General features: G+C 70.9%; 9 protein-coding genes. 5 read left to right on the top strand and 4 right to left on the bottom strand.

All coding sequences use genetic code 11. From position 1 onward, the window contains the following. Positions 1-15: 15 nt before the first annotated feature. A complete protein-coding gene (locus LZ199_RS19070; RefSeq protein ID WP_253995148.1) occupies positions 16-4,044 on the bottom strand; it encodes a serine/threonine-protein kinase in 4,029 nt (1,342 codons plus the stop codon). A gap of 172 nt (positions 4,045-4,216) precedes the next feature. Between LZ199_RS19070 and LZ199_RS19065 the strand changes: the two genes are divergently transcribed. Together LZ199_RS19065 and LZ199_RS19060 are read left to right on the top strand one after the other, a co-directional pair. Then, positions 4,217-4,567, top strand: coding sequence for a hypothetical protein (locus LZ199_RS19065; protein ID WP_253995147.1), 351 nt, complete (start codon positions 4,217-4,219; stop codon positions 4,565-4,567). 106 nt (positions 4,568-4,673) lie between these two features. After that, positions 4,674-5,024, top strand: coding sequence for a DUF1428 domain-containing protein (locus LZ199_RS19060; protein ID WP_256569227.1), 351 nt, complete (start codon positions 4,674-4,676; stop codon positions 5,022-5,024). Positions 5,025-5,090: 66 nt separating this feature from the next. On the opposite strand, the gene LZ199_RS19055 is transcribed toward LZ199_RS19060, so the two are convergent. Next, positions 5,091-6,584: a Do family serine endopeptidase gene (locus LZ199_RS19055; RefSeq protein ID WP_253995145.1), complete on the bottom strand. Its 1,494-nt coding sequence runs from the start codon at positions 6,582-6,584 to the stop codon at positions 5,091-5,093. Positions 6,585-7,025: 441 nt separating this feature from the next. Between LZ199_RS19055 and LZ199_RS19050 the strand changes: the two genes are divergently transcribed. The 3 genes from LZ199_RS19050 (at position 7,026) to LZ199_RS19040 (ending at position 9,417) form a co-directional block, all read left to right on the top strand. After that, positions 7,026-7,484, top strand: coding sequence for a response regulator transcription factor (locus LZ199_RS19050; protein ID WP_253995144.1), 459 nt, complete (start codon positions 7,026-7,028; stop codon positions 7,482-7,484). A 72-nt stretch (positions 7,485-7,556) separates the two neighbouring features. Further along, positions 7,557-8,531, top strand: coding sequence for a lysylphosphatidylglycerol synthase domain-containing protein (locus LZ199_RS19045; protein ID WP_253995143.1), 975 nt, complete (start codon positions 7,557-7,559; stop codon positions 8,529-8,531). 103 nt (positions 8,532-8,634) lie between these two features. Continuing rightward, on the top strand, positions 8,635-9,417 hold the full coding sequence (locus LZ199_RS19040; protein WP_253995142.1) for a glutaminyl-peptide cyclotransferase: 783 nt from the start codon (positions 8,635-8,637) through the stop codon (positions 9,415-9,417). Between the two features lie 3 nt (positions 9,418-9,420). On the opposite strand, the gene LZ199_RS19035 is transcribed toward LZ199_RS19040, so the two are convergent. Both LZ199_RS19035 and LZ199_RS19030 read right to left on the bottom strand, forming a co-directional pair. After that, positions 9,421-10,788 (bottom strand): sigma-54-dependent transcriptional regulator, encoded by a 1,368-nt coding sequence (locus LZ199_RS19035; protein ID WP_253995141.1) that lies wholly within the window; start codon positions 10,786-10,788, stop codon positions 9,421-9,423. Then, positions 10,770-12,251, bottom strand: a complete 1,482-nt coding sequence (locus tag LZ199_RS19030) for a sensor histidine kinase (RefSeq protein ID WP_253995140.1) — start codon at positions 12,249-12,251, stop codon at positions 10,770-10,772. Before LZ199_RS19030 ends, LZ199_RS19035 begins: the two co-directional genes overlap by 19 nt. Positions 12,252-12,370 lie beyond the last annotated feature (119 nt).

Here is a 12,370-nt window from a genome sequence, read left to right as displayed (position 1 = left end):
CTCACGCCTCCGGGCTCACGTCGGGAAGACGCTCTCCCGCGCGCGCTCCAGCGAGCGGCGGATGCGCGCCTCCATGAGGTTGGGCAGTCGCGAGGCGAGCTGGAGCGCGTCCGCCAGGATGCGGATGGCCTCCTCGCGCTCACCCCGGCGCAGCGCCGCCAGCCCCATCATCTCCAGCACCTCGAGCGGCTCCTGCTCCACGGACACCTGGGCGGACCACTCGCGCAGCGTCGACCACGCCTCCGAGGTGGCGTCGCGCGTGGCCAGCTCCACCATGGCGAAGAGCACCTCCTCCGAAGGGCTCAACTCCACGCCGTTGCGGCCCTCTGACAGTACCTGCCGCACCTGCGCGAGCAGCTCGCGGGCCCGTGCCTGTCGCCCGAGCCACGCCATGGTGCGCGCCTGGAGCAGCAGGGCCCACGGCCTCGGCGCCACCTCCGGGTGCCTGCGCTCCAGCGCTATCGCCCGGGTGATGTGCGGCGTGGCCGCGTCGACGTCTCCGGCCTGGTAGTGCAGCTCGCCCAGGTTGTGCTCGGCGAAGTACTCCCAGCCCACCATGCCCAGCTCGCGTCCCAGGTGCATGAAGCGCTCCTGGTCCTTCAGCGCGTTGGCCAAATCCCGCCGGGCCACCCACAGGTTGCGGCGGTTGTTGATGGCGCTGCCCAGGTGGAACAAGTCGCCCCGCTCCGAGCACGCGGCGATGACCTCCGTCAGCACGCGGTCCGTCTCGTCGATGTCCCCCAGGTTGGGGAGCATCACCGCGAGCAGGAGCTGGGACACCACCTGCGTCTCGTAGCCCGCGTCACCCAGGCGCCGGGCAATCTCCGCCGCCGCCTCCAGGGGCTCGCGGGCCTCCTGCCACTCACCCTTGCGGAACAGCGCGCGGCCCACCGCGAGCAGCAGGCGCCCCTTCACGTAGGCGGAGCCCACGCGGGCCGATATCGCCTGGGCCTCCAGCGCGCGGGCCTCACTGGCGGGATAGTCATTCACCCAGTCCAGGGCCATGGCTTCATCCAGCAGCAGCTCCACCTCCGTGCGCGTGTCGCCCAGCCGGCGCGCCCGCTCCCGGGCGGCGGCGAAGTCCGCCAGCGAGTCGTCATAGCGGCCAATGCGGATGCGCATCAGCCCGCGCCCTCGCAGCGAGGTGAGGCAGCGCAGCTCGTCGGAGCTGTCCAACAGCTCCAGCGCGCGCGTGTACATGGCCTCCGCGTCGAGGAACGCGTGGCGTCCGCGCGCCGACTCGGCCAGGTCGATGGAGAGCGCGGCGGCCTCGTCGCGCAGGTCCGCGGCGGCGGCATGCAGCGCCAGACGGGGCAGCCGCTGTCGCTCGCTGGCGCCCGTGGGGCCCAGGAAGTAGCGGTACGCGGCGCGGTGGATGCGCTCGCGCTCGGCGGCGGGGAGGGTGGCGGCGACCGCGTCGCGCAGGAGCTCGTTGCGGAAGCTCAGCCCCTCCAGGCGGTGGGACACCAGCAGGCCGGAGTCGAGCAACCGGCGCGTCGCATGGCCCGCATCCAGCGGGAAGCCCCCGGCGGCGCCGTCGCGCTCCAGCTCCCGCACCACGCCCTCCGCCGTGGCGGCGGTGAAGTCCGTCCCCAAGAGGGCGCACAGCCGGGCGTGCGCGGCCAGCGTCGGCGGCAGCGCTCCCAGCTCGCGGTCCGCCAGCCACTCCACCAGCCGCAGCTCAGGCACCTTCTCCACGCCGTCGGTGACCAGGTACCAGCTGCCGCCCGGAGCGCGCTGGCGCACCAGCCCCTGGCGCTTGAGGCCGCGCACCAGCTCCACCATGTAGAGCGGCACGTGCTGGGCGCGCTCGACGATGCGGTCCACCGCCTGCGCCGGCACGTTCTCCACCGGCTTGAGGAGCATGCGGCACAGCTCCTGCGCCTGCTCCGCCCCCAGCGCTCGCAGCGTCACGGTGGACTGCCGCGCCGCTCGAGCACCCCACAGGGGCCGGCTCTTCTCGAACCCCGGGCGCGCGAGCACGCACACCCAGATGGGCACGCTCGCCTCGGCGAGGCACGCGTACTCCAGCGCGTCCAGCGCCGTCTCCTCGGCGAAGTGCGCGTCGTCGATGACCAGGCACAGCGGACGCTCGCGGGCGGTGGCGGCCAACAGCTCACCGGTGGCGCGCATGGCCAGCGAGCGCAGCGCGCCCGGCGCCGCCGCCCAGCTCTGCAGCTCCGGTCCGCCCGGCGCATACCAGCCCAGCGTCGCGGCCACGCCCGGCCACAGCTCCGACCCCAGCGTGGGGCCCAGCCGCTGCATGATGGCCGCGCGGCCCTGCTCCTCCGTGTCCGTGTTCTCGCTCTCGAAGGCGTTGAGGGCGCAGCGCAGGAGCGTGCGCAGCGTGCCGTCCGGATCGCCTTGAACAGGCTCGCGTGAGCGCGTGGTGTAGATGCGAGTCAGTGGCAACTGCATCTGGAGTTCACGCGCGAGCGCGGCGGCGAGGTGGCTCTTGCCCAGTCCCCGCTCGCCCAGGACGGTGACCAGGGTGGGGGCCGCCGCGCCCACGGCCGCGCGGGCGCTGTCCATCAGCGAGGTCAGCTCCGCCTCGCGGCCCACCAGCACCTCGCTGCCCAGCTGGAGCACGGTGATGTCGGGACGCGGCGCCGCGCCCGGAGACGCGGGGCGCAGGAGGCCCGGGTGGCCCGGCACCTCCGTGCACGGCACCTCCGGCACGGCCTCCGCGGCGGCCGGAGACAACAGCAGGCCATGGGTCTCCGGCCCGGTGGGGTAGCGGTCCGCGCGAGAGAGGATGGCGCCCAGATATCGCGGGGTGCCGGTGGGGCGGCGCTGCACGGTGACGGCGGACACGTCGACGAGGGCGCTCGCGGCGAGTCCCCGGTCGGCCAGTCCCTCGGCGGCGCGCATGGCCCGGCGCACGGGGTTCTCTCCCACGTCCGGGTCGAACACGGCGGCGATGCGCGGCCCATCCGTGAAGGCCAGGTGTCCCCCGTACGAGGAGAGCCCCTTCTGCAGGCTGACGGGGTTGGCGCGAGACGTCAGGAAGAGCACGGCGACGGAGCGGCGCACCTGCGCGGGGCGAGGCTCCCCGGGCGCGGCGGGCCGGGGCGTGACGGGCTCGAGCGGACGGTGCGCATGGGTGAAGGCCTCGCGCAGCGCGGTGGCCAGCGCGGCGGCGTCCTCGGGGCGGCGAGCGCGCTCCTTGGCCAGACAGCGCAGGACGACCTCCTCCAGCGCGGGCGGCACGGGCGCGAAGTCCGAGGGCGGAGGGGGGCGGAGGGCCAGGTGGGCCTGGAGCACTTCCGGCGTGGGGCCGAAGAAGGGAGGCCGGCCGGTGAGCATCTCGTAGAGCAGCACGCCCAGCGCGTACACGTCCGTGCGCGCATCCACGTCCGAGTTGCCCGCGCACTGCTCCGGCGCCATGTACTCCGCGGTGCCGGCGAAGGCCGACGAGTCGCTCGTCGTCGCGCCCTCACCGGGCAGGGAGGCGCCCTCCTGGAGTGAGGTGCCGCGCACCAGGCCGAAGTCGAAGACGCGCACCTGGCCGCCTCCGTCCTCGTTGAGGAAGAGGTGCTCGGGCTTCAAGTCACAGTGGGCGAGCCCCCGCGCATGCACCAGGGCCACGGTGTCCGCCACCGAGAGCGCCAGGGAGGCCAGCTCCTGGGCCGGCACGGGGCCCGCGGCGCGCGCCAGTCGCTCCGCCAGGGTGGGCAGCGGGACGTGCTCCATGACGAGGAAGCGGATGCCCCCGGAGAGCACGCCCACCTCGTACAGCGCGGGCACGGTGGGCGGCCCCAGCGTGCGCAGCGCCTCCGACTCCCGGACGAGCTGCGCGCGCGCCAGGGCATTGCCGGTGTGGGCCAGCTTGATGGCCACGCGCTGCTGGTCTGACTCGCGCCGGGCACCCAGGAGCACGCCGAAGCCGCCGCGCGCCAGCACCCCCTCCACGTGATAGCCGGGGATGAGGGGAGGGGCAGGCTCGACGGACGTCGGACGTCCCGCCCCTTCGGCGGGTGAGCTCGGCGGGCATGGCGCGTGGGAGCCTTCCCAACGCCGCCCACATGTCTGGCAGCGCGGCACGGGGCGACTCTACGCCAAATGCAATGGGGATTCAGGACACCCTCGGTTACCCCGGGGGTCGGTCGCGCATCACCCGGACTCCAGGGCCTCTTGCTTGCGCGAACGCGGGTTCATTGCCCCCGCGCCGGGGGCGGTGCTGTCATGCCCGCTTCCATCGAGAGAGGCCCCATCCATGAGCCTGGCGAAGAAGCTGAACTTGAAGGACGGCATGAAGGCCCGAGTCATGGGCAAGCCCAAGGGGGTCGACCTGGACGATGTCGCGACGACGTCCTCCGTGAAGGCGGAGGCGCTGCTGCTCTTCGTGACGCGGATGGAGGACGTGGACACGAAGGCCGCGCCCGTCATCGCCGCCGCGAAGGAGGACCGCGTCACGTGGGTCGCGTACCCGAAGGCGGGGCAACTCGACACGGACCTCAACCGGGACATCCTCGCCCGGCGCCTGGAGCAGGAGGGCGTCCAGCCCGTGCGGCAGGTGGCCATCGACTCCGTCTGGAGCGCGCTGCGCTTCCGCCCGGGGACGTGAGCGCCGCACGCTCCGGTGTCGGAATCTTGTCGTGAAGACAGAACACCTCCGGTGTCGCGCGAGTGAAGTGGTTTACTGACCCCTCCACTCGCTGCTGGAGGTTGGCATGCCCTACGTCGACGGATTTCTCTTACCAATGCCCACGAAGAACCTCGCCGCGTACCGCAAGATTGCTCGCAAGGCCGGCAAGATATGGCGCGAGCACGGCGCGCTCCAGTACACCGAATGTGTCGCCGATGATATCGCCGAAGGCCCGCTCGCCCTGTTCGCCAGGAGCGTGAAGCGCAAGGAGGGCGAGACGGTGGTGTTCTCCTTCATCGTCTATGCGTCGAAGGCCGACCGCAATCGCATCAACAAGCTGGTCATGAACGACCCGCGACTGGGCGACATGACGAGCATGCCCTTCGACATGAAGCGGATGATGTACGGCGGCTTCAAGCCCATCGTCTCGCTCTAGGCTCGTGCGAAAACCTCAGCGGCGTCCGGCGGGTGGGAGGGAAGGCCCGCCGGACACCGTGAGGGACTACGGAATCTCCAGGGCGCGAAGCACCGTGGAGTCCGAGTCCGGGGCTCGCACGCGCAACAGGAGCGCGGCGCCCGACTTCGCGGAGGTCAGGGTGTTCACCGCGTCGGACGCGCTGGACACCTTGCCGTCACCCACCTGCACCAGCACCATGCCGGGCATGAGACCCGCGCGCTCCGCGGGGCTGCCGGGCTCCACCTCCATGATTTGAGCGCCGCCGCCCTCCGCGTCTCGCAGGCTGATGCCCAGCTTGCGCGTGGCGGGCGCGGAGGCGTTGCGCGGCGTGATTTCCTCTTCGCCGCGCTGGGCCGGGCGCGTGCCGAGCGTCACGTCCAGCGTCATGGGCTTGCCGCCGCGCACCAGCTCCACCTTCACGCGGCTGTCGGGCTTGAGCAGCGCCACGGCGCGGGTGAGCGTGCCGGCGGACTCCACCGCGCGGCCTCCGACGGAGGTGATGATGTCCTCTTCCTTGAGGCCCGCCCGGTCTCCGGGGCCGCCTCGGCTGATGCCGGACACGACGGCGCCCTTGGTGGCGTCGACCTTGAGGGCGCGCGCCAGCTCCGGCGTGAGGTCCTGGATGGCCAGGCCCAGGTAGCCGCGGCGCACCGCGCCCGTCTCCTGGAGCTGCGGCAGGAGCGCGCGGATGAGGTTGCTGGGCACCGCGAAGCCGATGCCGCTGGCGCCGCCGATGATGGCGGTGTTCATGCCGACGACTTCGCCCTTCATGTTGAAGAGCGGGCCGCCGGAGTTGCCGGGGTTGATGGCGGCGTCCGTCTGGAGGAAGTCGTCGTACGGGCCGGAGTGGATGTCCCGGGCGCGCGCGGAGAGGATGCCGGCGCTGACGCTGGAGTCCAGGCCGAACGGGTTGCCGATGGCCATCACCGCGTCGCCCACGCGCACCGCGTCCGAGTCACCCAGCGGCACGAAGGGCAGGTTGTTGGGCGCGCCCTTGAGCTTGAGCAGCGCGACGTCGGTGAGCGGGTCCCTGCCCAGCACCTCCGCGTCGAACGAGCGGCCATCTTCCAACTTCACGCGCACCACGTCCGCGCCCTCCACCACGTGGTTGTTGGTGAGCACGGTGCCCGTCGCGTCGATGATGAAGCCCGAGCCCAATCCCTGGCGCGGCTGCGGAGCGCCCTGCATGCCCGGCGGCATCATGCCGAAGCGCTCGGCCAGGCCCGGCGGCAGGCCCTGCATGCCGGACATGCGCTTGGGGCGGGCCTGCACCTCCACATAGACGACGGAGCCCTTCACTGAATCGACGAGCGGAGCCAGTGAGGTGACGGTGGTGGCGGGGTTGAAGCGAGCGGGCTGCACGGGCACGCCTGAGGGCGTCGCGGCGGCGGCCGTCGCGGTGGCGGCGACGGTGGCGGTGGCTTGAGAGGAATTGGAAGAACCCAGGGCCTGGGCCTGTCCGCACGCGAAGCCCAGCGTCGCGACGGGCAGGAGGGCCAGGGCACCGAGGAAACGGCGAGAGGGGAGCGAGCAGGCCATCGTTCGTTCTCCGTGAGACCGGAGTCAGTCCGGTCAGGAAAGAGTGTTTGAGAATCGGTTCAGATGTGGGGAGGACGCGGAATGGCTCCCCCTGGAGGTGGAAAGGTCTGCCGCTGGTCGTCCCCCGACTCCCGACGGCTGCCATTGCTCGGGGCTCGTTCCGCGAGTCCCCACATCCGAACCGATGCCAGACCCTTTTGCATGTGCCGGGCCAGGACCTCGCGCGGGGTGTCTCCCTCTGGGAGTGGGGGCAGCGGGGCAGGAAGCCTCGGGGCAAAGTGCCCCGCTCGGGGCAAATGTCCCCGGGGCGAAGTGCCTCCTCCCGCTGGGGAATGAAGTGGCACGTCGAATGCTCTGCCCGGGCTCGCTCGTCACGTCCCGTGCTTCCTCGAGCAAGGCGGGAGGGCGGGCAGCCCACCGCGCTGGAAGGAGTCGACCTTGATGGGGCCAGACGAAGAGCAGGAGCAGTCGGGAGCGCGGCCATGGCCGCTCCTGGACGCGGAGCGAGGGCAGCGCCCGCGAGTCCTCGTCGCGGAGGATCAGCCGGAGATGCGCGCGTTGTTGCGCAGGGCGCTCCAGCGCCAGGGCTATGAGGTGGTGGAGGCCGCTGATGGACCGGGCCTGGTGCAGGCCATCATCGACGGCTTGCTGGCGGACCAGACGTTGGTGCCGGACCTCATCATCACCGACGTGCGCATGCCGGGGTACTCAGGGCTGGAGGTGGTGGCGCGGCTGCGACGCGAGGGTTGGACGACGCCGGTCATCCTCATCACCGCGTTTGGAGATGCGCAGGTGCATCGCGACGCGGCGCTGCTGGGCGCGGCGCGGGTGTTGGACAAGCCCTTCGCGATGGAGGACTTGTGCGCCACGGCGGAGGCGCTCGTCCCGCCGACCCGCTGAGTCCCTGCCTGCCCGACGCGGGCGGGGGCGAAGGCAGGTGCGCACTGTCGAAGGGTGCTCTCTCGAACCGCGTTGAGGCGAGCGCTCCTCGCCGTGCTTCCCCTGGTGTTGCTGGCGTTGGCCTTCCTCGTGATGCGCCACGAGCTGCACCAGCTTCGAGGCGCCGACGTGGCCCGCGGGTTGGCGTCGATTCCGCGCGAGCGCATCGCGTTGGCGGTGGTGTGCGCGGCGTGCAACTACCTGGCGTTGACGCTCTACGACGCGCTGGCGCTGAGGCACCTGGGGCGCAAGCTGCCGTATCGGCAGGTGGGCTTCACGTCCTTCGTGGGCTACGCGTTCGGCCACAACATCGGCATGTCGTTCCTCACGGGGGGCGGCGTGCGCTACCGGCTGTATTCGGCGAGAGGGCTGACGGCGCTGGACGTGGCGCAGGTGGGGACGTTCAACGCGCTGACATTCTGGGCGGGGCTGCTGGCGGTGGCGGGTGTGGCGCTGGTGGTGGACGCGGGGCAGGGGGCCATGTCGTCGCTGTCGCTCGAGCCTGGGATGGCGCGGGGGTTGGGTGTTGGCCTGCTCGGAGTGTTGCTGGGCTACCTGGTCCTGTGCGCGAAGGTGCGGCGGACGCTGAAGGTGCCCCGGCTGCATCTGGAGGTGTCGTTGCCCACGCTGCGACAGGCCTTGGAGCAGGTGGGGGTGTCGTGTCTGGACTGGTCGCTGGCGGCGATGGTGCTGTGGGTGTTGTTGCCTGCGGGGTCGGGGATTTCGCCGCCGAGCATGGTGGCGCTGTTCGCGGTGGCGCAGCTCGTGGGCATCGCCAGTCAGGTGCCGGGAGGGCTGGGCGTGTTCGACTCCATCATCCTGGCGGCGCTGACGCCCGGGGTGTCCGCCTCGATGGTGCTCGGCACGCTCGTGGTGTACCGCATCGTCTACTACCTGCTGCCCTTCGCGGTGGCGGCGGTCCTGCTGCTGGGGCATGAGCTGGCGCAGCACCGGGGCCAGGCGGCGGAGCTGCGGGCTCGCCTGGGACGGCGACGACAGGAGGGGTGATGCGCCTGCATGGTCCGGGACGGAGCGGACCGCGCGCGTGTTGTGCAGAGCCTTGTTTCCTGCTTGCGTGACTCCCGCGATGCGAGTTCATCAATCAGCGTGGGTGTCGGCGCTCTGTGTCCTGGGCATGGGGATGGGAAACGGCTGCAGCTGTGGCCCCACGCAGCGGCGCATCAACCCGGATGGGAGCCCCACGCGGAAGGTGGCGCGCATCGTCCAGGAGTATCCACACTCGACGGAGGCCTTCACGCAGGGGCTCGTCTTCCACCAGGGCCGGCTCTTCGAGAGCACCGGCCACGAGGGCACGCTGCGCGAGCTCTCCCTGGAGTCCGCCTCGCCCGTGTGGCTGGAAGACCTGGGCAACATCTTCACGGAAGGACTCGCCAGTGACGGCGAGCGCCTCTACCAGCTCACCTGGACGGAGGGCCTGCTCTACACCTGGAGCGGCCTGCCCCCTGTCCGCGAGCGCACCACGCGCTACTCCGGCGATGGCTGGGGCCTGTGCTACTGGCAGGGCCGCCTGGTCCGCAGCGACGGCAGCTCCACGCTGACCTTCCACTCACTCGACACCTTCGAACCCCTGGGCTCGGTGGAAGTCACGCTGCAAGGCCAGCCGCAGGACCAGCTCAACGAGCTGGAGTGCGCCAACGGCGTCATCTACGCCAATGTCTGGCACTCCTCGAACGTGCTGGAAATCGACCCCGCCACCGGCCACGTCATCGCCGTCATCGATGCCTCCGCCTTGACGCGCGCCGTGGCCCCCGAGTTGGACAACCGCGAGGCCGTCCTCAACGGCATCGCGGTGGAGCCCGGCACCGGCCGCATGTTCATGACGGGCAAGCTCTGGCCCAAGCTCTTCGAGGTCCGCCTGGAGACCCTCGACTGACGCTCAGGGCTTCTTCGCCTCGTCGTCGCGCTCCAGCTTCCGGTACAGCGTCTTCCGGTCCACGCCGAGGATGCGCGCCGCCAACGTCCGGCTGCCACCCACCGTGTCCAGCACGCGGTGGATGTAGCGCCGCTCCAGCTCCTCCAGCGTCACCAGCTCCGACGGGTCCGTGTTCTCCGGCACCACCTTGGGCTGGCTGTAGTTCCGGATGCGCTCAGGCAAATCATCCACCGTGAGCTGCTCGAACGACGTGAGCGCCACCGCGCGCTCCATGCAGTTCTGCAGCTCGCGCACGTTCCCCGGCCACCCATAGGCCAACAGCCGCTGCGCCGCCGCAGGCGACAGCCCCACCACGCGCTTGTTGTTGCGCGCTGCGAACTGTTCGATGAAGCGCTGGGACAAGAGCAGCACGTCATTGCCCCGCGCCCGCAGCGGAGGCAGCTCCACGCCGATGACGTTGAGCCGGTAGTACAAGTCCTCGCGGAACCGGCCCTCCTCCACCGCCAGCTCCAGGTCGCGGTTCGTCGCCGCGACGATGCGCGCGTCGAACGGCACCTCCGTGTCCCCACCCACCGGACGCACCACCCGCTCCTGGAGCGCGCGCAGCAGCTTGGGCTGGAGCGTGAGCGGCAACTCGCCCACCTCGTCCAGGAACAGCGTGCCGCCGTTGGCCTGGACGAAGAGGCCCGTGCGCGTCGCCTTGGCGTCCGTGAAGGCGCCCTTGGCGTGGCCGAACAACTCGCTCTCCAGCAGCGCCTCCGGCATCGCAGCACAGTTGAGCGCCACGAATGGCCCCGCGGAGCGGCGACCCCGCGTGTGCACCGCGCGCGCCGCCACCTCCTTGCCCGTGCCGCTCTCACCGGTAATCAGCACCGTGGAGTCCAGGTCCGCCACCCGGTCGATGAGCGCATAGGCCTGCTGCATGGCGGGGCTCTCGCCCACCACCGCGCCGCTGTCCTGCTGCCGTCCCAATTGCTGCCTGAGCCGGCGCACCTCGTCGCGCAGGGCCCGGTGCTGCACGGCGCGCTCCAGCACCAGCACCAGCGCGTCCAGGTCGATGGGCTTGGTGACGAAGTCGTACGCCCCCGCGCGGATGGCGGCGACGGCCGTCTCCAGGCTGCCGAACGCCGTCAGCACGATGACGGGGATGTCCGGCCGGTTGAGGACGATGCGCTCGCACAGCGCCAGCCCATCCATCCCGGGCATGCGCAAGTCCGTCAACACCACGTCGAAGTCCTCGCCGGCCAGCCGCGCCAGCGCCTCATCCGCGGACGCGAGCGCCACGGGCGTGTAGCCCCGGCGAGTCAGTCCCTTCTCCAACATGGCGCGCATCTCGCGCTCGTCCTCGACCATCAGGACGCGGCCTGGCATGTGTCCCCTCCGCTCGGCAGATAGATGGAGAAGCAGCTACCGCGTCCCAGCTCGCTTCGCACGGCAATCCAGCCGCCATGGTCTCTGACAAGACCATACGAGACGGACAGCCCCAGCCCCGTGCCCTCGCCCACGTCCTTGGTGGTGAAGAAGGGCTCGAAGACGTGGCCCAGCACGTCCGCGGGGATTCCTCCGCCCTCGTCCTCCACGTCCACCCGCACGTAGCTGCTCTCCGCGCCCCCGACATCCGTGGGCGGCGTGGCGCGCGTGCGCGTCGCGTGGATGCGCACCATGCCGGGCTTGTTCATCGCCTGCAGCGCGTTCATCACCAGGTTCGTCAGCACCTGCTGCACCTGACCTCCATCGGCCTCCAGCATGACACCCGGGGGCACGTCGTCCACCAGGGTGATGCTCTTCTTGGAGGCCATGGGCCTGAGCAGCGACAGCGAGCGGTCCACCAGCTCCCGCACGTCCTCCGGGGCCCGGTGGGGCGCGCGGCGCCGGGCGAAGTCGAGCAACTGCCGGATGATGCCCGTCATGTGCTGGGCCTGCTGGCCGATGATGCGAGCGCACTCGCCCACCTCCTCGCCCTCCGCCTCGCCCGACGAAATCATCTTCGCGCGGCCCATCACCACGTTGAGCGGCGTGCCCAGCTCGTGCGCCACGCCGGAGGCGAGCTTGCCCACGGTGGTGAGCCGGTCCGCGTGGCGCAGGTGCTCCACCGCGGACAGGCGCGCGACAGTCTCGGCGGACAGGCGCGAGCGCGTCTCCTCAAGCTGTTCGCCCATGCGGTTCATCGCGTCGGCCAGCGTGGTGATTTCGTCCCCGCGTCGCTTGGTGGGCAGCCGCACGCGGGCCGTCAAATCACCCTGGCCGAAGCGGTTCGCCAGTTGCACCAGCTCGTCCACCGGCTCTCCGACGAGCCTGCGGCCCATGGCCATGGCGGCGATGAAGAAGGCGAAGGTGATGGTGCCGGTGGCGACGATGGTGCCCACCACCGTGACGAAGACGTGCTGCCGCTCCTCGCCGAGCGACTCGGTGATTTCGATGGCGCCGAAGCGCGGGCCGATGCGGACCGGCGTGTACGAGTGCAGCAGGCCGGGCTCTGGAGTCGGGTCCACCATGGAGCCGTCCTGGCCCTGGCGCAGCGTGGCCAACAGGCGCGGCGGGAAGCCGATGAGCGACGGAGTACCGGGGCCGCCATCCAACCAGACCCAGCGCAGGTGGACCTGCTCCTGGTAGTTGTTGGACTGGTTCAGGAGCGTGAGGGCTTCACGCTCACCGGCGAGCTGCCACGCCTTGCCGATGGTGCCAGCGAGCGTGTGACCGAGCAGCCGGTGGTCATGTTGCATGTCCAGCGCCGAGCGCTCCAGCTCACGGCGGACCTGGATGACCTGCAGCCCGGCGATGACGGCCACGGCGAGCAGGACGAGAGCGAGGGTGAACTTGCGAGCGAGTCTCACGGTGGGTCGAGGCTATTCCGGTCCATGCACCTGGGAGGGGTCGATAACGCATGGACCGGAAGGAAGTACTCAAAAGGTACCGCGTGTGCCGTGAGAAGGGTTGGGTGCGTCGCGCCGGA

The organism is Myxococcus qinghaiensis (assembly GCF_024198215.1).
GTDB lineage: Bacteria > Myxococcota > Myxococcia > Myxococcales > Myxococcaceae > Myxococcus > Myxococcus qinghaiensis.
This window is presented reverse-complemented; position numbering and strand designations above follow the sequence as displayed.

Coding starts and splice junctions, on each gene's coding strand:
- LZ199_RS19065 (WP_253995147.1), top strand. CDS start 4,217: ATGAGCCTGGCGAAGAAGCTGAACTTGAAGGACGGCATGAAGGCCCGA.
- LZ199_RS19060 (WP_256569227.1), top strand. CDS start 4,674: ATGCCCTACGTCGACGGATTTCTCTTACCAATGCCCACGAAGAACCTC.
- LZ199_RS19055 (WP_253995145.1), bottom strand. CDS start 6,584: ATGGCCTGCTCGCTCCCCTCTCGCCGTTTCCTCGGTGCCCTGGCCCTC.
- LZ199_RS19050 (WP_253995144.1), top strand. CDS start 7,026: ATGGGGCCAGACGAAGAGCAGGAGCAGTCGGGAGCGCGGCCATGGCCG.
- LZ199_RS19035 (WP_253995141.1), bottom strand. CDS start 10,788: ATGCCAGGCCGCGTCCTGATGGTCGAGGACGAGCGCGAGATGCGCGCC.